Here is a 26,025-nt window from a genome sequence, read left to right on the forward strand (position 1 = left end):
TCCGCCTTGGCGCGGGGCGGCGACGAGCGGGACGGCTCCGGGGGGACGACCCCCCGGGGCTCCCGGCAACCGCGGACCAACCCGGCGCTGACCAGCCGCGCCGCGATCCTGGCCGTGGTGGTCTGCGCGATCGCGCTGAGCCTGGCCTACCCGGTGCGCGAGTACGTGGCGCAGCGCCAGCAGATCGCCGAGCTCAAGCACAAGGAGCGCGTGGCGCGCGGGCAGGTGGAGGAACTCGCCCAACACAAGCGGCGGTTGGGGGAGGAGTCGTACATTAAGCGTGAGGCGACACGAAGGCTCCACTACTGCGAGCCGGGAGTGAAGTGCTACATCGTTCTGGACGGCGGCGGTGGCGACGGGCAGCAGCCGCGCAGCGGCGGCCCGCGGGAGAAGCCGCCCTGGTACGAGACGCTCTGGCGGTCGGTGGAGGCCGCGGACCGGCCCCGCTGACCCCGCACCGGGCGGCGGGCGGCCGGCAAGCACACGATCACGCACGGGTGGGGACCAACGGATTCAGATGATCGACGAACGTGACGAGGCCGCGGTCGCGGCGCAGCTGGGCCGTCCGCCGCGCGGGCTGCGGCGGGTGGCGCACCGCTGCCCGTGCGGCGCGCCGGCCGTGATCGAGACGGCGCCGCGGCTGCCCGGCGGCACGCCGTTCCCCACGCTCTTCTACCTCACCTGCCCCAGGGCCAACTCGGCCATCGGCACGCTGGAGGGCTCGGGCGCGATGCGGGAGATGCAGGAGCGGCTGGCCGCCGACCCGAAGCTGCGCGCCGCCTACACCGCCGCGCACGAGGACTACCTGCGCCGCCGCGACGAGGCGGCGCGCGAGGAGGACGTGGAGCCGCTGCCGCCGGGCACGCAGAGCGCGGGCGGCATGCCGGAGCGCGTCAAGTGCCTGCACGCCCTGGTCGCGCACGAGCTCGCGGTCCCGGGCGCCAACCCGTTCGGCCGCGAGGCCCTGGACGCGCTGCCCGAGTGGTGGCGCTCGAGCCCCTGCGCCGGCCCCGACCGGCATCCGACCGACGCCGCCACCGAGGAGGCTCGATGACGCGCGTCGCCGCCGTCGACTGCGGGACCAACTCCGTCCGCCTGCTGATCGCCGATGTCGTCACCTCCGACGACGGCGGGACGCTGACCGACGTGGAACGCCTGATGGAGATCGTCCGGCTGGGCGAGGGCGTCGACGAGACGGGACGGCTGGCGCCCGCGGCGCTGGAGCGCACCTTCGCCGCGATGCGCGGCTACGCCGCCCTGATCGACCGGCACGGCGCCGAGAAGACCCGGGTGGTGGCGACCAGCGCGACCCGGGACGCCGCCAACCGGGCCGACTTCGTGGCCGGCGTGGTGGACATCTTCGGCGTGGTGCCCGAGGTGATCACCGGTGCCGAGGAGGCCGCGCTGTCGTTCGCGGGCGCCACCCGGGAGCTGGCCGCGCTGCGTCCCGCCCGCCCCTACCTGGTCGTCGACATCGGGGGCGGCTCCACCGAGTTCGTGCTGGGCAGCTCCGAGGTGCAGGCCGCGCTGTCGGTGGACATCGGGTGCGTCCGGCTGACCGAGCGGCACCTGCGGGACGGCGACCCGCCGTCCCCGGAGCAGATCACCTCCGCGGTGGCCGACATCGAGAGCGCGCTGGAGCGGGTCCGCGAGGCCGTCCCGGTGGACGAGGCCCGCACCCTGGTGGGCCTGGCCGGCTCGGTGACCACGGTCGCCGGGATCGCCCTCGGCCTGCCCGAGTACGACTCGGAGCGCATCCACCTGTCCCGCATCACCGCCGCCCAGGTGCACGAGGTGACCCGCGACCTGCTGCACGCGACCCGCGCCGAGCGGGCCGCGATCGGCGTCATGCACCCCGGCCGGGTCGACGTGATCGGCACCGGCGCGCTCATCCTGGACCGGATCATGCGCGAGTACGGGTTCGGCGCGGTGGTGGTCAGCGAGCACGACATCCTGGACGGCATCGCCTGGTCCCTGGCCTGAGCCTCAGCGGAGCGGACCGCCGAGGCCGGCCAGCAGCGCGGGGATGAGGACCGCGTTCGGGTTCTGCTGCGGGACGTAGAGGATCGGGGCGGTGCCGTTCGACTGGCGGATCCAGACCCGGCCGTTCTCCAGCACGGCGCCGGAGATCGCCGACCAGCTCAGCGACACCCGTTCGCCGCGCACCCCGCCGGGGTGCACGGTCAGGCCCTGCGCCACGTCGACGGAGCCGCCGCCCCGCACGCTGCGGACCAGTTCGTCCACCAGGCGCCGCTCGGCGCACGCCCGGCACAGCTCGACCAGCTCCCGCCAGACCGCCTCCGCCCGGCCGCCCGCGGCCGCCGGGTCGTTCGCGGTCACGGTCAGGTCGTCGAGGACGACCTCGACGCGGGGCCCGCCGTGGAAGGGGTGCCGCCCGGCCTGGAAGATCCACTGGACGGGGGGCGGCCGCTTGCGCTCGCCGGGCGGGGTCGCCGCCCAGTAGGCCACCCATTCCACGTGTCCCCAGGGGAGCGAGGCTCCGCCGTAGGTCACCGCCCGCTCGTCGGCGTGCAGCAGGACGCCGCGCACGGTGGCGTCGACCGCCCTCGCGTACGGGGGCGCGTGCAGCGGGGCCTCGGCAGGCGGACGCCGGGACGCCGCGGGCGGCTCCGGGTTGAGGTTCTCGGTCCAGTGCTGCCCGTTCCACCAGCGCAGGCTGCCGCTCCCCTTGGGATCGGGGTACCAGCCCGGTTGGGACAAGGCATGCCTCCGCTTCGGCGCTCCGGCGATCCGCATCGTACCGACACGACCTGGGGAAATATGGACGGTTGTCCGACCGGAACCGGCCCGCGTGACGCTCGCCGCACCGCACTCCGGACGCGTGGAAGGATCGCCTCATGACCGAGCGAACGGAGCGAAACGACGGGAGGAGACCGTTCGTGCCGCCCGGGACGGGCTGGCCCGAGGACCCCGCGGCGCCCGGCACGCCCGTCGCGCACGACGCGGCGGAGGTGGCCGGGCTGGCGGCCTCCTCGTCCGGGCCGGCGGAGCTGTGCGCCCGGCAGTCGGTCTGCCGGGCGTGTGACCGGCTGGTGGAGTGGCGGGAGCGGGTCGCGGTGGAGCGGCGCCGCGCGTTCGCCGCGGAGGAGTACTGGGGGCGTCCGGTGCCGGGCTGGGGCGACGACGCGCCCGCGATCCTGATCGTGGGGCTGGCCCCGGCGGCGCACGGCGGCAACCGCACCGGGCGGATCTTCACCGGGGACCGTTCCGGCGACTGGCTGTTCGCCTCGCTGCACCGGGTGGGTCTGGCCGCGCTGCCCACCAGCGTCCGGGCGGGGGACGGGCAGCGGCTGCTCGGGGCGCGGGTGGCGGCGACGGTCCGCTGCGCGCCGCCCGACAACAAGCCGACCCCGGCGGAGCGGGCGGCGTGCCTGCCCTGGCTGGCCCGCGAGGTGGCGCAGATGGCGCCGTCGGTGCGGTGCGTGGTGGCGCTGGGCGGCTACGCCTGGCAGGGGGCCTGGCCGGCGCTCAGGCAGGCGGGGTACGGGCTGCCGCGTCCCCGGCCGGCGTTCGGGCACGGCGTGCAGATCGAGATCACGTCCCCGGCGGGGGAGCCGGTGGCGATGCTGGGCTGCTACCACCCGAGCCAGCAGAACACCTTCACCGGCCGGGTCACCGAGGCGATGCTGGACGAGCTCTTCGCGCGGGCCCGGGACGTCGCGGGCCTGCCGCCGCCCGCCTGAGAGCGGTGGGAGCCGTCACTCCCCCCGGAGGACGGCGAACGGCGGGGCAGGGCCGTGGCCAAGCGGACGAGAGGCGATCGCAACCCCGCGAAGCGATCGCCGTCCCGGCCGCTTGGCGCCCCCGTCGGGCCCTGTCCCGCCGCCGTTCCTCCGATACATCCTGTGAGATGCCGCCGGGAGCCCAGAGGTTCGCGGCGAACAGGGGGATTTCCGGGAATGTCGTCCGTGCCCCGGGTCACGGTGAGCGATGCCCCCGAACGGGTACCGGACGGGCATGGCTGCTGAACCTCCAACGGAATCCGCCAGGCACGTCGTGATCGTCGGCGGCGGCTACGTCGGCATGTACACGGCGCTCCGGCTCCAGCGGAAGCTGCGCCGCGAGCTGCGCCGGGGCGAGGTCGTCGTCACCGTCATCGAGCCCCAGTCGTACATGACCTACCAGCCCTTCCTGCCCGAGGCGGCGGCGGGCAACCTGGAGCCCCGGCACGTGGTGGCGCCGCTGCGCCGGGTGCTGCGCCGCTGCACGATCATCAACGGCCATGTGACCCGGATCGAGACCGCCCGCCGCCGGATCGAGTTCTGCCCCACGGGCGCGGAGGCCGCCGGCGGCGTCCAGGAGATGGGCTACGACCACCTGGTGGTCGCGGCCGGCTCGGTCTCCCGCACCCTCCCGATCCCCGGCCTGGCCGAGTGCGGCATCGGGTTCAAGACCGTGGAGGAGGCCATCTACCTGCGCAACCACGTGATCCGGCAGCTCGACACCGCGGCGTCCCTCACCGCGGTGCGGGACGGCTCACCGGTGTCGGAGGCCGACGAGCGGGCCCGCCGCAGGGCGCTGACGTTCGTCTTCGTCGGCGCCGGGTTCGCCGGGGTGGAGGCGCTGGCCGAGCTGGAGGACATGGCCCGGGACGCGTGCAAGTGGTACCCGAACATCGACGCCGACGACATGCGCTGGATGATGGTCGAGGCCACCGACCGGATCCTGCCCGAGGTCGGCCCCGAGATGGGCCGCTGGACGGCCGAGGCCCTGCGCCGCCGCGGCATCGAGGTCCGGCTCGAGACCCTGCTGAAGTCGGCGGAGAACCGGCACATCGTGCTCAGCGACGGCGAGGAGTTCGACGCCGGGACGCTGGTGTGGACGGCCGGCGTCAAACCCCACCCGGTCGTGGGCGAGGGGGACCTGCCGATCGACGACAAGGGCCGGATCAAGTGCACCGCCGAGCTCACCGTCGAGGGTCTGGACGGCGTCTACGCGGCGGGCGACAACGCCAGGGTGCCCGACCTCACCGACACGGGCGAGTACTGTGCTCCCAACGCGCAGCACGCCGTCCGGCAGTCCAGGCGGCTCGGCGACAACATCGTGGCCGATCTGCGCGGCAAGCCCCGCAAGCCCTACGTGCACGCCTATCTCGGGTCGGTGGCGGGGCTCGGTCTCCACAAGGGGGTGGCCAACGTCTACGGGCTGAAGGTGCGCGGCCTGCTCGCCTGGTTGATGCACAGGACCTACCACCTGTCCCGGATGCCGACGACCAACCGTAAGATGCGGATCACCGCCGACTGGACGCTGGCGCTGTTCTTCCACCGCGAGGTGGTCTCGCTGGGCGAGCTGGAACGGCCTCGCCACGAGTTCGAGCTCGCGGCCGGCCGGCGGGGCACCGTGGCCCGGTGACGCCCGTCGCCGCGGCCGGAAGGGAGGTACGGCCGCCGATGCATGAGGGTGTGGCCTCCCGGCTGGCCCCGCTGCTCACCACGATCATGCTGGGTGACGAGCGGGACGGCGCCGCCGCGGCCGACCTGCCGATTCAGGTCCGCGCCTGGGACGGCAGCGTCGTCGGCCCCGCGGGCGTGCCCGCGTTCGTCATCCGGCACCGCCGGGCGCTGCGCCGGCTGCTGTGGAAGCCCGGCGAGATGGGCCTGGTCCGCGCGTACGTGGCGGGCGAGCTGGACATCGAGGGCGACGTGTTCGCCGCGCTGGGCGCCGTGCAGCGGGTGATGCGCAGCGGCGACGAGCCGATCCGGCTGAGCAGCGACGACAAGCGGGAGATCGTCCGTACCGCGGTGATGCTCGGCGCCGTCGGGCCCGAGCCCAAGCCGCCGCCCGAGGAGTTCCCGCCCGGCCGCCGCGGCGACCGCTCCTCCGGGCCGCTCCAGGAGTCGGCCGCGTTCTTCGCCCGGATGCTCGGGCCCGAGATGGCGCACGCCAGCGGCCTGTGGGACGAGGCCGTCGACCTCGACGACGCCCAGCGGACCGCGGTGGAGTCGGTCACCGAACGCCTCGGCCTGTTCCAGGGCGCGCGGGTGCTCGACCTCAACGCCGGGTGGGGCGCGCTCGCCGTCCACGTCGCCGCCTGCCACGGCGCCCGGGTCGTGGCGCTGACCCGTACCCCCGAGCAGGCCGCCCACCTCGAGGAACGCGCCGCCGAGGCCGGCGTGGCGGAGCGGGTGACGGCGCCCGGCTGGGAACTGGACGCCGCGGGCGGCGGCCCTTACGACGCCATCGTGGGCCTGTCCGGGGTCGAGCCGCTGGAGCGCGACGTCCCGCACCTGTACGAGCTGCTCGCCCCGGGCGGGCGGCTGGTCATCCAGCAGCCGGTGCGGCGCCCGGGTCCGCACCGGGTGCGGCGCACGTTCACCACCAGCTACATGTTCCCCGAGGACGCCGAGCTGGTCCCGCTCGGTGAGCTGGTCGGCGCGCTGGAGGACGCCGGGCTGGAGGTCCGCGGCGTCGGCGCGCTGCGCGAGCACCACGCCCGCACCCTGCGCGCCTGGGCCGCCAACCTGGAGCGGCACTGGGCCGAGTGCGCCGAGCTGGCCGGCACGGGCCGCGCCCGGGTCTGGCTGCTCTACCTCGCCGCCTCGGCGCTGGCCTGCGAGAACGGCCGGATCGGCGTGCACGAGATCCGCGCGATCCGGCGCGACCGCGACGGCCGCGCGGGCACCACCCTGGTCGAGGGACGGGCCGTCCCGGGATACGTGGTGCCGTGATGCGCCGCCCCCGGCGCCGCCCTCCGTTTCTTTTACGGTACGCCCGCGCTGGAACGGGAAAATATCGCGTAGCGCGCCGAACCGTCCGTTGCCGCCGCGGATCGAGCGGGAGCGAGCGGGCGCGCGGCGCCGCACCGCGGAAAAAGCGGTCTCGACCGAATATCGCTTGTCTGAGGCTTCGAACACCTTCAATGTGAACCGGTATGATTACGCCGCCCCTGTAGCCCAATGGCAGAGGCAGGCTCCCTAAAAGAGCTTATGTGTCGGTTCGAATCCGACCGGGGGCACCACCGCCCGGCCGGCGCCTCCCCGAGGTGCCGGCCGGTCTTCGGCCTTCGGGCGCCGCGCGGCCGGCGAGCCGGACGGCGTTTCCGATATCACACCGACACGTTCCGGGGAACATCCGCGCCTGCTCAGACGTCTAGACTGATCAGGAAAGGTCGCCCAGAGTGGAGGCTCCGGATGGAGAGCAGGAACCCCGCGTTCCGGGGTGGTAACGCCTTCGGGCAGCAGGGCGGGCAAGGCGCGCCCTCCGCCCACCAGTTGCAGGACATGTACGACGCGCCCTCCTACGCCCCGCCGGCCACGCGGCCGATGACCATCGACGACGTGGTGGTCCGCGGCTTCCTCACGCTGGTGACGCTGGTGATCACCGCCGCGCTGGCCTGGGCGCTGGTGCCCGCCGAGCTGGCCGTGCCGGTGCTGGTGGTCACGCTGGTCGCCGAGCTGGGCATCTGGGCGTTCATCACCTTCGGCCGCAAGGCCAACGCGCCGCTGGTGCTGGCGTTCGCCGCGGTGTACGGCGTCGCGGTCGGCATCATCAGCAACGCCTACAACGATCTCTACCACGGCGTGGTCTTCCAGGCGATCATCGGCACCGCTCTGGCGTTCGGCGCCATGCTGGCCGTGCACGCGCTGAAGATCATTCGGGTGACGCCGAAATTCGCCCGGTTCGTGATGGCGGCCGGGCTGGCCCTGATCGGCCTGATGCTGGTCAACCTGGTGGTGCAGATCTTCGGCCCGGACACCGGTATCGGCATTCGCGACCCCGGTAACCCGCTCGCCTACGTGTTCAGCGTCGCGGCGATCCTGATCGGGTGCTTCTTCCTGCTGCTCGACTTCGACGCGATCGAGACCGGCGTCAAGCAGGGCGCGCCCGAGAAGTTCGCCTGGTTCTGCGCGTTCGGCCTGGTGCTCAGCCTGGTCTGGATCTACCTGGAGATGCTGCGCTTCATGTCCTACTTCAGCGGCGGCCGCGACTAGCCGACGCCGACGACGGTCTCGCAGCGAAGCGCCCGCGCCCCGCAGCCGAGCGCCCGCGGACAACAGCGATCAGCCCCCTGCCGGTACGAGCGGCAGGGGGCTGATCTGTTGCGGTCCGGCTCGGCGCCTGGGCCGTACCGCGACGCGGCTACGGCGGCGGGGATCATCCCACGGCGGGCCGGACCGCAACACGCAGGTTTCGCGCCGGGGCGTGCGCGGGGGCTGCGTGCACGTTCGAACAAGCTCTGGGAACCGTGCAGTCGTGTCGTGTGCGTCAGTAGTGGCGGGCCCGGCGGGTGCGCTCGTGCTCGCGCACCAGGGCGGAAGCGTAGCCGTGCGAGAGGCCGTGCTCGTCGGCCAGCCAGTTGCTGCGCTCCTCGCATCGGGTGAAGCTCGGGCCGTTCTCGATGGTGGTGAACCACTCGGGGATGTCACGTCCTGTGACATGCGGAATGCGGGCGATGAGCTTGTTGTGCGTCTCCGGCGAGTGGTTCAGTGACAATTGGCACCTCCAGGTCGCGGGGCTCTTCCTGGCACTCTGCAACACCTCCTCCGATGTGACAACCCCCTAACGGGGACCTATCCATGACGTTACGTAGATCATTCGTAACGTGACGATCTTCGGAGAACGCGCAGGTGGCCCGGGCGCACGCGCCCGGGCCACCCCTCACGCGTCCGGCGAACGCACGGTGTACGCCCGTTGAACGGCCCTTACGGGACCGTCCGAAACCTGGCGGTACCCGCCTCGATCGACGTCCGGAACGCCCGCTCCGCGACTCAGCTGAGCCGCTCCAGGACCATCGCCATGCCCTGGCCGCCGCCCACGCACATGGTCTCCAGCCCGAACTGCTTGTCATGGAAGCGCAGGCTGTTGATCAGCGTGGAGGTGATGCGGGCGCCCGTCATGCCGAACGGGTGGCCGACCGCGATGGCGCCGCCGTTGACGTTGAGCTTGTCGAGGTCGATGCCCAGGTCCTCGGCCGAGGGCAGCACCTGCGCGGCGAACGCCTCGTTGATCTCGACCAGGTCGATGTCGTCGATGGTCATGCCCGCCCTGGCCAGCGCCTGGCGGGACGCCTCGACCGGGCCCAGCCCCATGATCTCGGGCGAGAGCCCGGTGACACCGGTGGACACGATCCGGGCCAGCGGGGTGAGGCCCAGCTCGGCGGCCTTGGTGTCGCTCATGATCACGACCGCGGCGGCGCCGTCGTTGAGCGGGCAGCAGTTGCCCGCGGTGACCGTGCCGTCGGGACGGAACGACGGCTGGAGCTGGGACACCTTCTCGTAGGTGGTGCCGGGCCGCGGGCCGTCGTCCTTGCTGACCACGGTGCCGTCGGGCAGCGTCACCGGGGTGATGTCCTTCTCCCAGAACCCGTTGGCGAGCGCCTTCTCGGCCAGGTTCTGCGAGCGCACGCCGAACTCGTCCTGCGCCTGCCGGGAGACGCCGCGCAGCTGCACGATGTTCTCGGCGGTCTGGCCCATCGCGATGTAGATGTCGGGCAGGGCGCCGTCCTCGCGCGGGTCGCGCCAGGCGTCGGAGCCGGCCTCGGCGCGCTTGGCCGAGCGGGCCTCGGCCTCGCCGAACAGCGGGTTCTGGGTGTCGGGCAGCCCGTCGGCGCTGCCCTTGCGGAACCGGCTGACGGTCTCCACCCCGGCCGAGACGATCACGTCGGCCTCGCCCGCCTTGATCGCGTGGAAGGCCATCCGGGTGGTCTGCAGGGAGGAGGAGCAGTAGCGGGTGACGGTCGCGCCGGGCACGCCGTCCCACCCGAGCAGCACCGCCACCACCCGGGCCATGTTGTAGCCCTGCTCGCCGCCGGGCAGGCCGCAGCCCAGCAGCAGGTCGTCGATCTGGGACGGGTCCAGCTGCGGCACCTGGTCCGTCGCGGCCTTGATCATCTGGACGGCGATGTCGTCGGGGCGGATCTCCTTGAGCGACCCCTTGAAAGCGCGGCCGATCGGCGAGCGGGCGGTGGCGACGATGACTGCCTCGGGCATAGCGGATCTCCCTGTCTCAGCGGCCTGTCTCGGCGGGTGCGGGCGGCGGCCGGTGCCGTCCCGGCCCTGGCTGGGTTACTCGCCGGTCAATCGCAATGTAGCCGCCGCTCCGGGAGGCGTACATCGCGGGGCCTGGGCATCGCCGGCGGGGCCGCGGGATAAGCGCGGCCTTACGCTGGCCGCGGCGTATCCGCTGGTGATCCGGTAATGTCACCGGCGCGAACTCTGTGGCCGCGCACACTCCGTACCCGCCGAAACCGTACCCGCCGAATCCGTACCCGGGTCAGGCCCCGTACATGCCCGGTGCGCTGCCCCTGCCGTCGCGCACGCCGTGCACCGCGCCGCGCTCGTCCCGCCACACCCGCCAGCCGTCGGACGACCCGGTGAACCAGGCGGGCGGCGCCCCCGGCGAGGCCGCCTTCCGCCCGGTGGCCACGTCGTAGGCGCACAGCGCCGCCACCGGGTAGAACCCGCGCATGCCCGTGATCTTCAGCTCGGGCGGGTTCATCGTGCAGAACGACCAGGTGCGCAGCGCCCGGTCGGTGACCCGGGCGCCGTCGCGCAACTGGTAGGCGGCGCCGGGCCGCCCCTGCGTCACGAACCCGAGCTTGCTCAGGTCGGCCGGGAACGACAGCCACCACAGCGAGCGCGGCGCCCGGTCCGCGGCGAGCGTCGCGGTCGTGCGGCCGGTGCGCGGATCGAGCCGCTCGAACCCGCCGAACCCGCCGCGCGGGCCGACCTGCCGGGCGAACAGCGCCACCGCCGGGTTGGCGCTGGGGTACAGGCGCAGCAGCCGCTTGCGCGTCCACACCGGCCGGCCGTCGGCCAGCCGCAGGCCGAAGAACCCGTACGGCGACAGCGACCCGCCCTTGCGCGCCTGGTAGGGGGCCATGTAGCCGACGAGCATCTCGCCCGCCGGGCCGCCGCCGGAGGGCGCGGTCACGCCGAACGCCCAGCCGCCGGAGAGGTTCACGCCGGAGCCGAGGGCGCGCTCGACCGGGAACGTCCACAGCGTCCGCCCGGTCCTCAGGTCGCGCGCCTCCAGCGACGGCTGCCGCGCCATCCGGAACAGCACGGCCCTGGACGCGTCCTGATGCTCGACCTCGGCGATGCCCGGCGTCCGCCACAGCGGCCGGCCGGTGGCCGGGTCGAGCGCGACGAACCGGGCGTTCTCGCGGGCGGTGAACTCCGACAGGCAGACGTTGGGGCCGCAGCGGACCGGGCCGAACGTGGAGTCGACCGGCCGCGCCCACCGCTCGTCGCCGGTACGGGCGTCGCGCGCCACCAGCGCGGCGTTCCACCGGCCGGTCTTGCGCGGCTCCACCGCGGTGACCAGGCCCTTGCCCGGCGACCCGGTCACGGCCGGGGACTGGACGCCCATGCCCGACAGCCGCCCGACCATCGTCGCGGGACGCGTCCACAGCCGCCTGCCCCCGGCCAGGTCGAACACCGCGGTCTCCAGCGAGCCGTCGGGACGCAGCCCGGTCACCGCGGTCACACCCGCCCCGGCGACCGGGCGGCTCACCGAGTTGACCCCGGAGCCGGTCCAGCCCTGCCCGGCCAGCGCCGACGGGTCGGGGCCGCCGGAGCAGCCCGCGGCGGCGGCCGATCCGAGGAAGAACGCCCCGAGCGTCGCGACGTGCACGGTTTTGACGCTGTGCGTCCGATTGACGACGGAGGGTAGTTGCCTGTGGGTAGGCTGAGCCATTGGTATCCCCCTGGGAGCGCCGTGGCAGGCGCCGTGATCCGTGAGTGGACGTGCCGGGACGAGGGTGTCGCGGGGCCGCGGTCAGGCGGCTCCCGGTGCCACCGCCGCGGGGCCGCCACCGGGTTCGCCGGGCCCGCCGGGCCCGTCCGGACCGGCCGGTTCGCCGACCCTCCGGCGCCGCAGCAGCCTGGCCCAGCGCCCCCGGGGGCCGCGCTCGCGCCCGGCCAGCCGGGCGCCGACGACCTCCGTGCCGGGCTCCTCGGCGGCCTCGGCGGCCGCGAGGTAGACGGGCAGGACGCCCGTGCCGAGCCCGGGATCGGGGAGCGCGTCGAGCTCCGGCTCCAGCTCCAGGGCGGCCGCCATCGACGGTAGCACCGCCGCGGCCGCCGCGGCGTAACCGCGCGCGGACGGATGGTAACGATCCGCGCTGAACATCTCCCGGGGATCGGCGGCGAACTCCCGGCCCAGCAGGTCGCCCAGCGACACCGACCGGGCGCCGCGCTCGACCGCGGCGATGGTCTGGGCCGCGGCGAGCTGGCGGCTGGCGCGCTGCGCGAACCACCGCAGCGGCTGCATCAGCGGCTCCACCGAGCCCAGGTCGGGGCAGGTGCCGACCACCACCTCGCAGCCGGCCGCGCGCAGCCGCTCGACCGCCGAGCCCAGGTGCCGGACCGACTCGGCGGCCGGCACCCGGTTGGTCACGTCATTGGCGCCGATCATGATGACGGCGACGTCCGGGCCGGCCTCCAGCGCCCGGGTGACCTGCCCGGCCAGCGCACCGGACTGCGAGCCCGACCGCGCCACGTTGGTCAGCAGCACCGGCCGCCCGGCGATCGACGACAGCCCGGCGGCCAGCAGCGCCGCCGGGGTCTCCCCGGCGGTGTGCACGCCCAGCCCGGCGGCGGTGGAGTCGCCCAGCACGACGAACGAGAGCGGCATGCCGGGCAGCGCGGCGCCGTACGGGCCGTCCGCGACGGGGGGATCGCCGTTGGGGGTACCGAGGATGATCTTGCGGGCCAGGAAGGCCTCCAGCTTGATCAGCCCGTAGGTGAGGCCGCCCACCGCGGTGAGGCCGCCGCCCCCGTACGCCGCGGCCGTCGCGATCCGCCGCGCGGTCAACGCTCTCAGCATCCCCGCCGACCCTCCGTCACCACCTGGGAACCGTCCCGCTCATGGGTTGGATGCCCGCGGCCGCCGATCTCGGCTACCGTCGGGAACGGGAATCCATCCGAACCCGCATCCTCCGTTCTCGCAGGACACCTGCCACCGCGTCCCACGCCGGTCACACGCGCTGGACGGGGATGCACCACGGTGAACCGACACACCGGAACCGACAAGGACGTTGCGTGCGCGTACACGATTCGCTGGTCGAGCTGATGGGCGACACCCCTCTCGTCCGACTGCGCAAGGTGACCGAGGGCCTGGCCCCGGCCGTACTGGCCAAGGTGGAGTACTTCAACCCCGGGGGGTCGGTGAAGGACCGCATCGCGGTCCGCATGATCGACGCCGCGGAGGCCGCGGGCGAGCTGCGCCCGGGCGGCACGATCGTCGAGCCGACCTCCGGCAACACCGGGGTGGGGCTGGCCATCGTGGCCCAGGAACGCGGCTACAAGTGCGTGTTCGTCTGCCCCGACAAGGTCGCCAAGGACAAGATCGACGTGCTGCGGGCCTACGGCGCCGAGGTGGTCGTCTGCCCGACCGCGGTCTCGCCCGACCACCCCGACTCCTACTACTCGGTCTCCGACCGGCTGGCGGCCGAGATCCCGGGGGCGTGGAAGCCCGACCAGTACCGCAACGAGAACAACCCGCGCTCGCACTACGAGACCACCGGCCCGGAGATCTGGGCGCAGACCGAGGGCCGGATCACCCACTTCGTCGCGGGCATCGGCACCGGGGGCACGATCAGCGGCGCCGGCCGCTACCTCAAGGAGGTCTCCGGCGGCCGGGTCAAGGTGGTCGGCGCCGACCCGGAGGGCTCGGTGTACTCCGGCGGCAGCGGCCGCCCGTACCTCACCGAGGGCGTCGGCGAGGACATCTGGCCCGAGACCTACGACCGGACGATCTGCGACGAGGTGATCGCGGTCTCCGACAAGGACTCGTTCCTGATGACGCGGCGGCTGGCCCGGGAGGAGGCGCTGCTGGTCGGCGGCTCCTGCGGGATGGCGGTGGTCGCGGCGCTGCGGCTGGCCGCCCGGCTCCCGGCCGCGGACGCGCCGGACGCGGTGGTCGTGGTGCTGCTGCCCGACGGCGGCCGCGGCTACCTCTCCAAGATCTTCAACGATGACTGGATGGCCGACTACGGCTTCCTCACCCCCTCCACCGAGGAGGCCCGGGTGGGCGAGGTGCTGACCAGGAAGGGGGGCACGCTGCCGGAGTTCGTGCACGTCCACCCGAACGAGAGCGTGGAGACCGCGATCTCGATCATGCGCGAGTACGAGGTCTCGCAGCTGCCGGTCATGAAGGAGGAGCCGCCGGTCATGGCGGCCGAGGTGGTCGGGTCCATCGTCGAGAGCGACCTGCTGGACATGCTCCTGAAGGACCGGGGACGGCTGTCCGAGCCGATCGAGGCGCACATGTCCGCGCCGCTGCCGATGATCGGGTCGGGCGAGCCGGTGAGCAAGGCGGTGGCCGTGCTCGAGCGGTCCGGGGCCGCGGTCGTGCTGGTGGACGGCAAGCCCAAGGGCCTCATCACCCGGCAGGACCTCATCGCCTTCCTCGCCAACGCCGCGCAATTCTGACACCTCCCCTCCTTAAGACACTGCTGTAACACCGGGCATTCCATCCGGCCCGGGCGAAAGGCGAAGCGCCGGAGGCCGTCGGGCCTCCGGCGCTTCGTCTATCGGGAGTCGGGTTGCGGTTTCCCGGTCGTGTGGGCGGCTTTTCCGACCGCGGCCCCGCAACCCGACGTCTTCGGTCGCCCCGGGCCCGCCCGCGCGGGCGGGCCCGGAAGGCGATCAGGAACGGATCTCCGACGGCTCCCTGCGGCCCCGGTCGTCGGCCGAGCCGCCGGCCGGGAGCGGCTTCGCCTCGTCGCCGTGCCCCGGCCACCAGGCCCGGCGGCCCAGCAGGGCGGTCACGCCCGGCACCAGGAACAGCGACATCACGAAGGCCGACAGGCTGATCCCGGCGGCGACCGCGAAGCCCATCTGCTTGAGGAACGCCACCGGCGCCAGCAGCATCACCGCGAACGTCCCGGCCAGGATCAGACCGGCCGCGGCGACCGTCGGCCCGCCGTGCTCCACCGCCAGCGCGGCGGCCTTGCGCGGCTCGTTGCCCTCCTTGGCCTCCTCGCGCAGCCGGGCGGTCATCAGGATGTTGTAGTCGGTCCCGATGGCCAGCACGAACAGGTAGAGGATGATCGGCAGCTGGAACGTCACCCCGGCCTCGCCCATCGCGCCCTGGAAGACGTACACCGAGGAGCCGAGCGTGGCGGCGAAGCCCAGCAGCACCGCCACGACCAGGTAGATCGGCGCGACCACCGACCGCAGCAGCAGCGCCAGGATCAGCGCGATCAGCACCGCCGCCACCGGCAGGATCACCGACAGGTCGCGGTTGTTGATGGTGTTGATGTCGGCGAAGATCGCCGTCTGGCCGCCGACGTAGGCGCGCACCCCGTCCGGCGCGGCCTTGTGCACCGCCGGCGCGAGCTCGTCCTTCACGAGGCTGATCGCCTCGTTGGACATCGGGTTCTCCTTGAGGAGCAGGTCGACGCGCGCGATCGCCTTGTCGGCGCCCGGCACCGCCGGCTGCACCTGGCCCACGCCCGGCGCGCCCTTGACCGCCTCGCCGAACTGGGCCAGCTGCTGCGGGTTCAGCGGCTGCCCGTTCTCGCTCTTGAGGAACACCTGGACGGGCGTGGTCAGGCCGGGCGGGAAGCCCCGCTGCATGTCCTTGGTGGCCTCGGCGGACTCGGTGTCCTGCGGGAAGCCGGCCGCGAAGTCGTAGTCGGCCTTGAACCCGAGCGCGCCCGCCGCCAGCAGGACCAGCAGGCCGCCGGAGACCAGCGCGGCCAGCGCGGGACGCTTGCCCACCATCCGGCCCAGGCCGGCGGACACGGTGGCCTTGGGCTGCTTCTTCCACGCCTTGGACGGCCAGAACACCGCCGTGCCCAGCAGCGTCACGATCGCGGGGAACAGGGTCAGCGACGTGATGCCCATGACCACGACCGCGATGGCCAGCGACGGGCCCCAGGCGCTGAACACCCCGAAGGTGGCCAGCAGCAGCACCAGGAACGTGATCGCGATGGCGGCGGCCGCGGAGGAGATGACCTCGCCCACCCGCTCCACCGCGGTGATCATCGCGGTCTTCTTGTCGTCGCCCGCCCGCAGCCGTTCGCGGAACCGGAACATCAGGAACAGGTAGTAGTCGGCGCCGATGCCGAACAGCACGATCAGGATGATGGTCTGCAGGCTGTCGTCGGCGGTGAAGCCGAAGAGGTCCGCCGCGAAGGCGATCAACCCCATCGACACCTGCATCGTCACCGTGATCACGATGATCGGGAGCAGCGCGGCGATCGGCGCCCGGAAGATCAGCAGGATCAGTCCGATGATCAGCACGAACGTGGCGATGCCGACGATCTCGAACGACTGGGTGAACGATTCCTCGTTGTCGACGAAGGTGGCGACGTCACCGCCGACCTTCGCCTCCAGGCCCGCGTTCCCGGGGGCCGACAGCTGGCCGGCGAGCTGCTTGCGGATCTCCTTGACCGCCTCGCCCTGCTTCTCGCTGTCGGCCATGCTGGTGCCCTTCATCGGCACCATCACGACCTGGACCAGCTTGTTCGGCGACACCGTCTGCGGGCCGGCCATGAAGTCCTGGACCGTCGGCGGCTTCTTGGCGTTCAGGCTCTGGGCGATCTGCCCGACCTTGGCGGTGTCCTGGGCCGACAGCGCGGCCCCGTCGGTCCGCTTGAACACGATCAGGGAGGAGGTGTCCTCCTGTTGCGGGAAAGCGTCCTGGGCGATCTCCATCGCCTGGACGGACTCGTACGACGAGGGCAGGAAGTCGCCCTGGTCGGACTCGGTGGTGAGCTTGGGTGCGGCGGCGATGATGAGGATCGCGGCGGCCAGCCAGGCCACGATCGTCCACCACGGATGCCCCACGACGATGCGCGCCAACCGTGCGAACATGCGACGTCCTTCAGCAAGGGTTCAGGGGTACTCGGATACCTGTAAAACGGTAGAGATCGGTTCCCCGGTTGTGGTCAACCCGCGAGCCGAAATGACGGCTGATACCTCCGGGGGATTCCCTCCTCCTCCAGGAGGGCGGGGCGGTGGATAGCCTCATGCGTATGTACAAGGACGCTCACCAGGGGTTCGACACCCTGGCCATCCACGCGGGGCAGGAGCCGGACCCGGCCACGGGCGCGGTCGTCCCCCCGATATACCAGGTCTCCACGTACAAACAGGACGGCATCGGCGGCCTCCGCGGGGGCTACGAGTACTCCCGTTCGGCCAATCCGACGCGTACTTCACTGGAGGTATGCCTGGCCGAACTCGAGGGCGGGGTGCGCGGGCTCGCGTTCGCCTCCGGGCTCGCGGCCGAGGACGCCGTGCTGCGCGCCCTGTGCCGTCCCGGCGACCACGTGATCATCCCGGGCGACGCGTACGGCGGCACCTACCGGCTGTTCGCCAAGGTCGCCGAGCCCTGGGGGCTGGCCTACGACCCGGTGCCGCTGGGCGAGATCGACGCGGTCCGCGCCGCCGTCCGCCCGAACACGAAGATCATCTGGGTGGAGACGCCCACCAACCCGCTGCTCGGCATCGCCGACATCGCCGTCCTCGCCACGATCGCGCACGAGGCGGGCGCGCTGCTGGTCGTCGACAACACCTTCGCCTCCCCCTACCTGCAGCGCCCCCTGGCGCTGGGCGCCGACATCGTGGTGCACTCCACCACCAAGTACATCGGCGGGCACTCCGACGTCGTCGGCGGCGCGCTGGTCGCCGCCGACGCCGAGGTGGGGGAGCGGCTGGCCTTCCACCAGAACGCCATGGGGGCCGTCGCCGGGCCGTTCGACGCCTGGCTCACCCTCCGCGGCGTCAAGACCCTCGGCGTCCGGATGGACCGGCACTGCTCCAACGCCGCCGCCGTCGTCGACATGCTCACCCGGCACCAGGCCGTCCGGCAGGTGCTCTACCCGGGCCTGCCCGAGCACCCCGGCCACGGCGTCGCCGCCAAGCAGATGCGCGGCTTCGGCGGCATGGTGTCGTTCCGGACGGGCTCCGAGGACGCCGCGGTCCGCGTCTGCGAGGCCACCAAGCTGTTCATCCTCGGGGAGTCCCTGGGCGGCGTGGAGTCGCTGATCGAGCACCCGGGCCGGATGACGCACGCCTCGGCCGCCGGATCGCCGCTGGAGGTCCCCGCCGACCTGGTCCGGCTGTCGGTCGGCATCGAGGACGCCGACGACCTCCTCCGCGACCTCGAACGGGCCCTGGCCGCCGCCTGACCCTGCGGCAACCTCAAGCGCTGCGATCGCGTCCGAAGGCAGGTTCGAGCGGAGCGAGAACCTGATCGCGGAGCGAGCCGTCAAGGCGAGTTCGGAGCGATGCAGCGATCGCCGCGTGCGCGACAAGCGACGAGCCGCCAGGCGAGGAGCGCAGCTCGCGCACGCGATGAGAGAGCACGGCGTCCACCGAGGTGGACCGGCCGTGCGGACGCCGTGGCGGCCCCTGCGCGAAAACAGCGCGATCCGGGCCCCATGGGGGATTTCCGCGGCGTTGGGGCCCTGGAGGTGATCAAGGCTTTATGATGTGCGCGCCAGGTTCCGCCAAGAAAGGGCCCGGAGTGCGCAAAGTACTCGTGTGCGGGGCGGCGTTCGCCGCGACGTGTATCGCCGCCGTAGCCGTGTCCAGTGGTGCCCAGGCCACGCCTGGTCCCACCCCGACGCCCGCCCCCTCGTCGCCCGCGCTGCCGGGCCTCCCCGGCACGCCCGGCGCCACCGGCTCCCCGGGTTCGCAGACCCCCTCCGCGCCGGGCTCGGCGAGCCCGTCCGCCCCGCGGACCCCGCGGCAGCCGTCCGCCGCCGACACCGTCGTGTCCGCCCGCGCCGTCATGGTGACGCCCAAGCCGCCCAACGCGCGCACCTACGCCTACGGCGTCCACCCGCGCCAGCGCCTCGACGCCTACTGGCGCCCCGCGCAGCAGCCGGCCCGCCAGGGAGAGACCGCGCAGGCCCAGCCCGCGCGCACCCCCGGGCCCGCCGTCCTCGTCTTCCACGGCGGCTCCTGGATCTCCGGCGACAAGTCCTCCTGGAAGTACTTCGCCCGCCGCCTCACCGCCCAGGGCTACACCGTCTTCGCCGCCAACTACCGGCTCGCCACCCAGGCCGCCTGGCCCGCCCAGCGCGACGACGCCGTCGCCGCCCTCGACTTCGTCAAGAAGAACGCCGCCCGCTGGAACATCGACCCGGGCCGCGTCGCGGTGTTCGGGTCCTCCGCCGGCGGCCTCCTCGCCAGCCAGCTCGGCACCTACGGCGAAGGCGCCCAGCGGGTCCGCGGCGTCCTCGCCCTCTCACCCGTCAACACCCCCTACCTCGCCTACCAGGACGGCCTCAAGGCCACCGCCACGGCCAGCCAGCGAGGACTGCGCCGCGCCGTCACCCAGCTCGTCGGGTGCGTCCCCAACGAGAGCGACCCCCTCTGCTGGCAGCGCGTCGAGGACTCCGACTCCACCACCCACGTCTCCGCCGGGGACGCCCCCATGCTGGCCATGCACGCCGCCGAGGAACTCGTTCCGGCCGCCCACAGCAACGGCCTCGCCGCCGCCCTCCGCGGCGCGGGCGTCGCGGCCACCGTCAAGGTCGTCCCGGGAAGCGGCCACGCCTCCGAACTCCTCAACGACCCCACCGTCTACCCCGCCATCCTGAACTGGCTCAAGGCCCGCACGCGGTAATACCCGGGGGGCCACCCCCCGGAGCCCCCTGCACCCCCGGCAGGGAGGGCTCCGCCCCCCTGCACCCCCCGCCATCACCGCAAGGGGGCTTGTCAGGCCTTCCAGACCATCAGGAAGAGGATCACCAGCCAGAGGATGGCGACCACGCCCGAGACGGCGGCGATGCGGCCTCGTTCGACCTGGGCGATCGCGCCGTCCCGGGCGGGCTTGGGAGGCGCCTTCTTCCTCTTCGCCTCTTCGCCGTTCTCGGAGGAATCGGCGGTGGGCTCGGCGTCGGCCAGCCGCAGCAGGTGGACGGCCTTGCGCTGGTCGCGTTCGACCAGGAACAGCAGGGCGAGCGCGACCACGAACAGCGTCATCGACACCACCAGCCAGATCTCGGCGAGGCGGTCCCGGCCCAGGAGCAGGCCGAACAGGAAGATCCCCAGCGTCGCGAAGCCGTAGATCCGGGTGGTCCGGTTGAGGTGGCCGACCACGACCGTGTTCCCGGCCCGGATGTAGCGCGGGCTGGCCATGGTCGCGGCGGTCAGCGGGCCCAGCGTGAAGATCGCGAAGCCGATGTGCAGGAACAGCAGCAGGCGGTCCATGCCTTCGACCCTAGCGCTCCGTGGCCGGAACCGTACGCTCAGCGGCGGCCGCGGCGAACCCGCAGGTAGTCGCTGACCACGTACTGGCCCAGCCGCTCGGCGTCGGGCGCGAAGACGCGGCCGCCGTTGCGGCGCGCCACCTCCTCCACGAACGACACCAGCCGCCGGTCCTCGGCCAGCATGAAGAAGTTCATGCACGCCCCGCGCCGGGTCATCTTGTCGACCTCGGCCAGGGTCAGCACCAGCGTGTCGGGGGACGGCGGGTAGTCGAACAGCGAACGGCCGTCGGGCCGCAGGTGGGCCGTGGGCTCGCCGTCGGTGACCACCAGCACGATCGGCTCGAAGTCGGGGTGGCGGTCCAGATGGCGGCCCGCGATCATCAGCGCGTGGTGCAGGTTGGTGCCCTGGACCATGTCCCAGTCGAGCCCGGCCATCTCGGTGGGATGCAGGGTGCGGGCGTAGTTGGAGAAGCCGATGATCTGGATGGCGTCCTGCGGGAACTTGCTGGTGACCAGCGCGTGCAGCGCCAGGGTGGTCTGCTTGGCGGCCGCCCAGGTGCCGCGCAGCACCATCGAGTAGGACAGGTCGACCAGCAGGCACACCGCGGCCGCGCTGCGCCGCTCGGTCTCCTGGACCTCGAAGTCGTCCACGCTGAGCCGCACGCCGCCGGACGTTCCGTTGGACGGGGCCGTCGTGAGACCGGCGGCGGGCGCGTCCATGGAGTTGCGGCGGATCGCGTTGCTCACCGTGCGGACCACGTCCAGGGGCTGCTCGTCGCCGAACCGCCACTCGCGGCTGGACCCGGTCAGCTCGCCCGCCTGGCCCGCGTCGCGCTGGTCGTGGTCGCCCTGCCGGCCCGCGGTGAGCTGGGAGAACACCCGGCGGAGCGCGGTGTCGCCCAGGCGTCGGACGGCCTTGGGCGTCAGTTCGAGCTTGCCCTTCTTGCGCTGCAGGTAGCCCTGCCGCTCGAGCTCGGCCTCGATCCGGCGGAGGGCGTCCAGGTCGTCGACCGCGCGGCGGCCCAGGGCGCGCCGCACGGCCTCCTCGTCGATGTCGTCGAGCCGGGCGCCGGGGTAGTCCTGCCCGAGGGCGGCCTCCAGCTCGGCGAGGTCGGCCAGCTCGGCCAGCGCCGAGGTGGCGTCGGCCATGCCCAGCGGCTGGTCGCCCGACATCCGCTCCGGGGTGCCCCAGCCCAGGTCGGGACGGCGGGCGCGGAGGGCGTCGTTCAGCCGGGCCATCTCCATCGCCAGGCCCGCGTCCTGCATGACCTGGTCCATCAGCCCGGCCAGCTCGGCCCGCTGCTCGGGGCTGAGCGAGGCCAGCAGCCGGTCCATCGCGGCGGCCCGGCGGGCCAGCGAGTCGACCAGCTCCTCCAGGTTGCCCGGCCGGTCGGGGAACATGTCCCCGTACTCCTCCATGAACCGGTCGAAGTCCTCCTGCGTGTGCTCGCCGCGGGCGTCCTTCTCCAGCATCTGGTTGAGCGCGGACATCATGTCCTTGACCCGCTCCATGGCCCGCGGGTCCTGGCCTTCCAGGGCCTGCTTGATGCCCTGGAACTGGGAGTCCAGGACGTCCCGCCGCAGCAGGTCCTTCAGCTGCTCGAACGTCGCCCGCGCCGCGTCGGACTTCCAGTCGTAGTCCGACAGCCGCCGGATCGCCTGCGAGGTGTCCTGCGGCAGCGTGTCGAGCTCGGCCTCGCGCAGCCGGGCGTCATCACCCGGATCGGGGAACAGCTCCGCCCGCTCCTGCCCGATCGCGGTGTCGAGCAGCGCCCTGGCCTGTTCCAGCGTCCCGTCCAGGCGGCCCCGATCGCGCAGCGCCCGGCGCCGCTCCCGCACCTGCCGCAGCAGGTCGTCCAGGCCGCGCCGCCCCTCCGCGTTCGGCAGGCCGCGGCGCAGCAGGTCGCGCAGCGCCTCGTCGGGACGGGTGCCCTCCAGGACGGAGTCGCCCATCGCGTCCAGCGCGTCGCGGACGTCGTACGGCGGGGCGAGCGGGTCGGGGCCGTCCTCGTACGCCCCGTACCGGTAGCGGCTCATCGCACTCCCAACTCGCGCATGCTCACATGGCTGCTGCTCACGTGTGGTACGTGGCGGTGCCGTCGCCCCCGCCCGCGACGTCCTTCGACAGCCGGCGGGTGAGGTAGAGGCCCTCCAGGGCGAACTCCAGCGCCGCGGCGGCCTGCTCGGGGGACTCCCCGCTCATGCCCAGCCGCTCCATGATCTTGGCGAGCCCGGGGACCTGGCCGATCCGGCGCAGCAGCTCGGCCGCCGGCACCAGCTCGCCCGACTCCACGATGTCGCCCGAGTCGAACTTGTCGAGCAGCCCGGTCAGATCGGCCGGGCCCAGCGTCCGCCGGTAGGTCTCGGCGACGGCGCGGCGCAGCAGGTGCTCCAGCACCTCCTGCTCGCGGCCCTCCTCGCTGACCTCGAACTCCACCTTGCCCATCAGGGACGGCACCACCGGCGCCAGGTCGCAGACCCGCGCCACCGCCCGCTCCTCGCCGGCCAGCGCGGCGCGCCGCACCGCCCCGGCCGCGACCGTCTCCGCGCCCGCCAGCGCGAACCGCGCCGACACGCCGGACCGGCCGTCCACCGCCGTCGACTCCCGCACCAGCCGGGTGAACCGGGCGATCACCTCGACCAGGTGGTCGGGCACCTCGGCCTGGACGCCGCCGACGTCGGCGAAGTCGGCCTCCTGGCGGATCAGCTCCAGCTCGGTGTCCAGCTCCAGCGGGTAGTGGGTGCGGATCTCGGCGCCGAAGCGGTCCTTCAGCGGGGTGATGATCCGGCCCCGGTTGGTGTAGTCCTCCGGGTTGGCGCTGGCCACCAGCAGCAGGTCCAGCGGCAGCCGCAGCGCGTAGCCGCGGACCTGGACGTCCCGCTCCTCCAGCACGTTCAGCAGCGCCACCTGGATCCGCTCGGCCAGGTCGGGCAGCTCGTTGATGGAGAAGATCCCGCGGTTGGTCCGCGGCACCAGCCCGAAGTGGACGGTCTCCGGGTCGCCCAGCGTGCGGCCCTCCGCCACCTTGATCGGGTCGACGTCGCCGATCAGGTCGCCGACGCTGGTGTCGGGCGTGGCGAGCTTCTCGCCGTAGCGGTCGTCGCGGTGCAGCCACGCCACCGGCAGGTCGTCGCCCGCCTCGGCGGCCAGCCGCCTGCAGCGCACGCACACCGGCGCGTACGGGTGGTCGTTGATCTCGCAGCCCGCCACCACCGGGGTCCACTCGTCCAGCAGGCCGCCCAGGGTGCGGATCAGCCGCGTCTTGCCCTGCCCGCGCTCGCCGAGCAGCACCAGATCGTGCCCGGCCAGCAGGGCCCGCTCCAGATGCGGCAGCACCGTGTCGTCGAACCCGACGATGCCGGGGAAGCGGGACTCGCCGGATCTCAGCCGGCCGAGGAGGTTGTGACGGATCTCGGCCTTCACCGAGCGCTGGATGTGGCCACTGGTGCGCAGCCCGCCCAGTGTGTTCTCACGAGGTTCGGTTGGACGCACGCGATCGACATTACGTCGCCGATCCTCGGAATCGCACCCTCGCGGGGGGATTCCTCGCCGCGGTCCGCCCCCGGAACGTTTGGGTGCCGGAGACGAGAAGGGGGAGACTGGGGGTGTGAAGGATCGCGCGAACCGCACGAGGGAGGCGCCACCGATGACCCGATTCGGTGACGGCCTGGCCCTCGGCCCCGATCTGTCAGCCGCCGCCCGCACCGCGGTGGAGAAGGCCCTGGCCCCGCTGAGCGCGCCGCCCGACCTGGTGTGCGTGTTCGTCTCGGCGGAGGATCCGGACGCGGTGGAGGCCGCCGGGCAGGTGGCGATGGAGGCCGCCGGCGGCGCGGCGGTCGTCGGCTGCAGCGCCAACGGCGTCATCGGCGGCGGCCACGGCATCGAGGAGGCCAGTGCGGTCAGCGCCTGGGCGGCGGTGCTGCCCGGGGCCAGGCTGGAGCCGTTCCGCCTGGAGACCCTCAAGACCGAGGACCGGCTGATCGTCGTCGGCATGCCCGAGGGCCACGTCGACGACGTGGTGGGCGTGCTGCTGGCCGATCCCTACACCTTCCCCGTGGACGCCTTCGTGGAGCGCTCCTCCGAGGCCCTGCCCGGCCTGCCGCTCGTCGGCGGGATGGCCGACGGCAAGGGCCGCGGCGACACCCGGCTGTTCGTCAACGGCGAGGTGTTCGACTCCGGCGCCGTCGGCGTGGTCCTGGGCGGCCCGATCATCGCCGCCACCCTGGTCAGCCAGGGCGCCCGCCCCGTCGGCCCCGACATGATCGTCACCAGGGCGGACGAGAACGTCCTGTACGAGCTGGCCGGCACCCCCGCCCTCGACAAGCTGGAGCAGATCGTGCTCGGCCTGCCCGAGGAGGAGCAGGAGCTCGCCGGGCGCGGCCTGCTGATCGGCGTGGCCATGGACGAGTACGCCGAGGAGCACGAGTACGGCGACTTCCTGGTGCGCGGCGTCGTCGGCGCCGACACCGACAGCGGCGCCATCGCGATCGGCGACGTCGTCGAGGTCGGCCGCACCGTCCGGTTCCAGGTCCGCGACGCCGGGCAGGCGGAGGAGGACCTGGCCGCCCTGCTGGAACGCTTCGACCTGGAGCCGGTCGAGGGGGCGCTGCTGTTCTCGTGCAACGGCCGCGGCCGGGCCATGTTCCCCGACTCCGACCACGACGCCCGCGTCCTGCACCGCGTGTTCGGCGCCGCCGGCGTCGGCGGCTTCTTCGCCGCGGGGGAGATCGGCCCCGTCGCCGGACGCAACCACGTGCACGGCTTCACCGCGTCCATCCTCGCGTTCGGCCCGAGCGGAGACCGATGACCGAACTCCCCGCGCTGGCCGTCGACATCGGCGGCACCAAACTCGCCGCGGCCGTCGTCCACCCCGACGGCCGCCTCGCCTCCCGCGACCGGACCGCGACGCCGAACTCACCGTCCGAGCGCCCGGAGGGCGGTGAGTTGTCCTTGCCGGGAGGTGCGGGGGGTCGTCCCCCCACGGTGAATCGGTCGGTGCAGGACGACGGCCGGGAGGCCATCTGGTCGGCCCTGGAGGCCCTCCTGGACAAGGTGGTCGCGGACGCGGGCGCCCCCGAACTCGCGGGTGTCGGCGTCGGCTGCGGCGGCCCCATGACCTGGCCCGCCGGGGAGGTCTCCCCGCTCAACATCCCCGCCTGGCGCGATTTCCCGCTGCGCGAGCGGCTCCGCGCCCGCTACCCGGGGCTGCCGGTGCGCGTCCACAACGACGCGATCTGCGTCGCCATCGGCGAGCACTGGCAGGGCGCGGGCAGAGGCCACGCCAACGTCCTGGGCATGGTCGTCTCCACCGGCGTCGGCGGCGGCCTCATCCTCGGCGGACGCCTCATCGACGGCGGCACCGGCAACGCCGGCCACATCGGCCACGTGATCGTCGACCCCGACGGCCCGCCCTGCGGCTGCGGCGGCCACGGCTGCCTCGAAGCCGTGGCCCGCGGCCCCGGCCTCGCCGCCTGGGCCCGCGCGCAGGGCTGGCGGCAGGACCAGGCCGGCGACCCCACGGGCGCCGACCTCGCCGAGGACGCCCGCGCGGGCCACCCCATCGCCACCGCCGCCATGCGCCGGGCCGGCCGCGCCCTGGGCCTGGCCATCGCCTCCGCCACGCACCTGTGCGACCTGGACGTCGTGGCCGTGGGCGGCGGCGTCTCCCAGGCGGGCGACCTGCTCTTCGACCCCTTGATGGAGACGTTCGACACCCACGCCCGCATGGCCTTCGCCCGCCGGCTGCGCATCGTCCCCACCGCACTCGGCCAGACCAGCGGCCTGGTGGGCGCCGCGGCGCTCATCTTCCGCGCCCCGCAATACTGGGGGGACCCCCTCGAACCCCCCGCGGGACAGGCGGGCCGATCGCCCGCTCCCCTATAGATTCTGG

Annotated in this window: 21 protein-coding genes and 1 tRNA gene; 13 read left to right on the plus strand and 9 right to left on the minus strand. The window is 73.3% G+C overall.

Features of this window, described 5'->3' with window-relative positions; translation table 11 throughout:
• Positions 1 to 6: 6 nt before the first annotated feature.
• From ACZ466_RS30095 to ACZ466_RS30105, 3 genes are all read left to right on the plus strand, one after another.
• The gene (locus ACZ466_RS30095; RefSeq protein ID WP_378287914.1) at positions 7 to 450 is read left to right on the plus strand and encodes an FtsB family cell division protein; all 444 of its coding nucleotides are present in this window, start codon (positions 7 to 9) and stop codon (positions 448 to 450) included.
• A gap of 67 nt (positions 451 to 517) precedes the next feature.
• On the plus strand, positions 518 to 1,054 hold the full coding sequence (locus ACZ466_RS30100; protein ID WP_378287915.1) for a DUF501 domain-containing protein: 537 nt from the start codon (positions 518 to 520) through the stop codon (positions 1,052 to 1,054).
• Positions 1,051 to 1,983, plus strand: a complete 933-nt coding sequence (locus tag ACZ466_RS30105; RefSeq protein WP_378287916.1) for a Ppx/GppA phosphatase family protein — start codon at positions 1,051 to 1,053, stop codon at positions 1,981 to 1,983. The genes ACZ466_RS30100 and ACZ466_RS30105 overlap by 4 nt, the downstream gene beginning before the upstream one ends.
• A 3-nt stretch (positions 1,984 to 1,986) precedes the next feature.
• On the opposite strand, the gene ACZ466_RS30110 is transcribed toward ACZ466_RS30105, so the two are convergent.
• On the minus strand, positions 1,987 to 2,721 hold the full coding sequence (locus tag ACZ466_RS30110; RefSeq protein ID WP_378287917.1) for a DUF2510 domain-containing protein: 735 nt from the start codon (positions 2,719 to 2,721) through the stop codon (positions 1,987 to 1,989).
• A gap of 137 nt (positions 2,722 to 2,858) precedes the next feature.
• On the opposite strand from ACZ466_RS30110, the gene ACZ466_RS30115 reads away from it, so the two are divergent.
• From ACZ466_RS30115 to ACZ466_RS30135, 5 genes are all read left to right on the plus strand, one after another.
• Positions 2,859 to 3,704, plus strand: coding sequence for a uracil-DNA glycosylase (locus ACZ466_RS30115; RefSeq protein WP_378287918.1), 846 nt, complete (start codon positions 2,859 to 2,861; stop codon positions 3,702 to 3,704).
• 274 nt (positions 3,705 to 3,978) lie between these two features.
• Entirely contained in the window at positions 3,979 to 5,373 is a 1,395-nt protein-coding gene (locus tag ACZ466_RS30120; protein WP_378287919.1) for an NAD(P)/FAD-dependent oxidoreductase, read from the plus strand.
• Positions 5,374 to 5,411: 38 nt separating this feature from the next.
• Entirely contained in the window at positions 5,412 to 6,689 is a 1,278-nt protein-coding gene (locus ACZ466_RS30125) for a class I SAM-dependent methyltransferase (protein ID WP_378287920.1), read from the plus strand.
• Between the two features lie 214 nt (positions 6,690 to 6,903).
• Positions 6,904 to 6,979 (plus strand) — tRNA-Leu (locus tag ACZ466_RS30130).
• A 172-nt stretch (positions 6,980 to 7,151) separates the two neighbouring features.
• A complete protein-coding gene (locus tag ACZ466_RS30135; protein WP_378287921.1) occupies positions 7,152 to 7,952 on the plus strand; it encodes a Bax inhibitor-1/YccA family protein in 801 nt (266 codons plus the stop codon).
• Between the two features lie 274 nt (positions 7,953 to 8,226).
• On the opposite strand, the gene ACZ466_RS30140 is transcribed toward ACZ466_RS30135, so the two are convergent.
• The 4 genes from ACZ466_RS30140 to ACZ466_RS30155 form a co-directional block, all read right to left on the minus strand.
• Positions 8,227 to 8,454: a DUF4287 domain-containing protein gene (locus tag ACZ466_RS30140; RefSeq protein WP_378287922.1), complete on the minus strand. Its 228-nt coding sequence runs from the start codon at positions 8,452 to 8,454 to the stop codon at positions 8,227 to 8,229.
• 275 nt (positions 8,455 to 8,729) lie between these two features.
• Positions 8,730 to 9,950 carry an acetyl-CoA C-acetyltransferase gene (locus ACZ466_RS30145; protein ID WP_378287923.1) on the minus strand — a complete coding sequence of 407 codons (1,221 nt, stop codon included), beginning with the start codon at positions 9,948 to 9,950 and terminating at the stop codon, positions 8,730 to 8,732.
• A gap of 283 nt (positions 9,951 to 10,233) precedes the next feature.
• Positions 10,234 to 11,595: an outer membrane protein assembly factor BamB family protein gene (locus ACZ466_RS30150; RefSeq protein ID WP_378287924.1), complete on the minus strand. Its 1,362-nt coding sequence runs from the start codon at positions 11,593 to 11,595 to the stop codon at positions 10,234 to 10,236.
• Positions 11,596 to 11,739: 144 nt separating this feature from the next.
• Complete coding sequence (locus ACZ466_RS30155; protein WP_378287925.1) at positions 11,740 to 12,789, minus strand: SGNH/GDSL hydrolase family protein; 1,050 nt, start codon at positions 12,787 to 12,789, stop codon at positions 11,740 to 11,742.
• A gap of 215 nt (positions 12,790 to 13,004) precedes the next feature.
• Here ACZ466_RS30155 and ACZ466_RS30160 point away from each other — a divergent pair, with 215 nt between their 5' ends.
• Positions 13,005 to 14,396 (plus strand): cystathionine beta-synthase, encoded by a 1,392-nt coding sequence (locus tag ACZ466_RS30160; protein ID WP_378287926.1) that lies wholly within the window; start codon positions 13,005 to 13,007, stop codon positions 14,394 to 14,396.
• A gap of 216 nt (positions 14,397 to 14,612) precedes the next feature.
• Here ACZ466_RS30160 and ACZ466_RS30165 read toward each other — a convergent pair whose 3' ends face one another.
• Positions 14,613 to 16,787 carry an MMPL family transporter gene (locus tag ACZ466_RS30165; protein WP_378287927.1) on the minus strand — a complete coding sequence of 725 codons (2,175 nt, stop codon included), beginning with the start codon at positions 16,785 to 16,787 and terminating at the stop codon, positions 14,613 to 14,615.
• Positions 16,788 to 16,948: 161 nt separating this feature from the next.
• On the opposite strand from ACZ466_RS30165, the gene ACZ466_RS30170 reads away from it, so the two are divergent.
• Positions 16,949 to 18,103 (plus strand): cystathionine gamma-synthase, encoded by a 1,155-nt coding sequence (locus ACZ466_RS30170; protein WP_464041750.1) that lies wholly within the window; start codon positions 16,949 to 16,951, stop codon positions 18,101 to 18,103.
• Between the two features lie 338 nt (positions 18,104 to 18,441).
• A complete protein-coding gene (locus tag ACZ466_RS30175) occupies positions 18,442 to 19,548 on the plus strand; it encodes an alpha/beta hydrolase (RefSeq protein ID WP_378287929.1) in 1,107 nt (368 codons plus the stop codon).
• Positions 19,549 to 19,640: 92 nt separating this feature from the next.
• Here the strand turns inward: ACZ466_RS30175 and ACZ466_RS30180 are convergent, their stop codons facing one another.
• Genes ACZ466_RS30180 through ACZ466_RS30190 form a run of 3 tightly spaced genes read right to left on the minus strand, consistent with a single transcriptional unit; the run spans position 19,641 to position 23,627 of the window.
• Complete coding sequence (locus ACZ466_RS30180; protein WP_378287930.1) at positions 19,641 to 20,135, minus strand: hypothetical protein; 495 nt, start codon at positions 20,133 to 20,135, stop codon at positions 19,641 to 19,643.
• 38 nt (positions 20,136 to 20,173) lie between these two features.
• Positions 20,174 to 22,171 (minus strand): vWA domain-containing protein, encoded by a 1,998-nt coding sequence (locus ACZ466_RS30185; RefSeq protein ID WP_378287931.1) that lies wholly within the window; start codon positions 22,169 to 22,171, stop codon positions 20,174 to 20,176.
• Positions 22,172 to 22,208: 37 nt separating this feature from the next.
• Positions 22,209 to 23,627, minus strand: coding sequence for a magnesium chelatase (locus tag ACZ466_RS30190; protein ID WP_378287932.1), 1,419 nt, complete (start codon positions 23,625 to 23,627; stop codon positions 22,209 to 22,211).
• A gap of 154 nt (positions 23,628 to 23,781) precedes the next feature.
• Here ACZ466_RS30190 and ACZ466_RS30195 point away from each other — a divergent pair, with 154 nt between their 5' ends.
• Both ACZ466_RS30195 and ACZ466_RS30200 read left to right on the plus strand, forming a co-directional pair.
• Complete coding sequence (locus ACZ466_RS30195) at positions 23,782 to 24,942, plus strand: FIST signal transduction protein (RefSeq protein ID WP_378287933.1); 1,161 nt, start codon at positions 23,782 to 23,784, stop codon at positions 24,940 to 24,942.
• Positions 24,939 to 26,018, plus strand: a complete 1,080-nt coding sequence (locus tag ACZ466_RS30200) for an ROK family protein (protein WP_378287934.1) — start codon at positions 24,939 to 24,941, stop codon at positions 26,016 to 26,018. Before ACZ466_RS30195 ends, ACZ466_RS30200 begins: the two co-directional genes overlap by 4 nt.
• Positions 26,019 to 26,025 lie beyond the last annotated feature (7 nt).

Source organism: Actinomadura rugatobispora (assembly GCF_055379765.1).

Excerpts from the sequence above, each read along its gene's own strand:
- ACZ466_RS30100 (WP_378287915.1), top strand. The coding sequence starts at position 518 with ATGATCGACGAACGTGACGAGGCCGCGGTCGCGGCGCAGCTGGGCCGT.
- ACZ466_RS30170 (WP_464041750.1), top strand. The coding sequence starts at position 16,949 with ATGTACAAGGACGCTCACCAGGGGTTCGACACCCTGGCCATCCACGCG.
- ACZ466_RS30200 (WP_378287934.1), top strand. The coding sequence starts at position 24,939 with ATGACCGAACTCCCCGCGCTGGCCGTCGACATCGGCGGCACCAAACTC.
- ACZ466_RS30115 (WP_378287918.1), top strand. The coding sequence starts at position 2,859 with ATGACCGAGCGAACGGAGCGAAACGACGGGAGGAGACCGTTCGTGCCG.
- ACZ466_RS30125 (WP_378287920.1), top strand. The coding sequence starts at position 5,412 with ATGCATGAGGGTGTGGCCTCCCGGCTGGCCCCGCTGCTCACCACGATC.
- ACZ466_RS30185 (WP_378287931.1), bottom strand. The coding sequence starts at position 22,171 with ATGAGCCGCTACCGGTACGGGGCGTACGAGGACGGCCCCGACCCGCTC.
- ACZ466_RS30155 (WP_378287925.1), bottom strand. The coding sequence starts at position 12,789 with ATGCTGAGAGCGTTGACCGCGCGGCGGATCGCGACGGCCGCGGCGTAC.
- ACZ466_RS30195 (WP_378287933.1), top strand. The coding sequence starts at position 23,782 with ATGACCCGATTCGGTGACGGCCTGGCCCTCGGCCCCGATCTGTCAGCC.
- ACZ466_RS30135 (WP_378287921.1), top strand. The coding sequence starts at position 7,152 with ATGGAGAGCAGGAACCCCGCGTTCCGGGGTGGTAACGCCTTCGGGCAG.
- ACZ466_RS30145 (WP_378287923.1), bottom strand. The coding sequence starts at position 9,950 with ATGCCCGAGGCAGTCATCGTCGCCACCGCCCGCTCGCCGATCGGCCGC.
- ACZ466_RS30120 (WP_378287919.1), top strand. The coding sequence starts at position 3,979 with ATGGCTGCTGAACCTCCAACGGAATCCGCCAGGCACGTCGTGATCGTC.
- ACZ466_RS30105 (WP_378287916.1), top strand. The coding sequence starts at position 1,051 with ATGACGCGCGTCGCCGCCGTCGACTGCGGGACCAACTCCGTCCGCCTG.
- ACZ466_RS30180 (WP_378287930.1), bottom strand. The coding sequence starts at position 20,135 with ATGGACCGCCTGCTGCTGTTCCTGCACATCGGCTTCGCGATCTTCACG.
- ACZ466_RS30165 (WP_378287927.1), bottom strand. The coding sequence starts at position 16,787 with ATGTTCGCACGGTTGGCGCGCATCGTCGTGGGGCATCCGTGGTGGACG.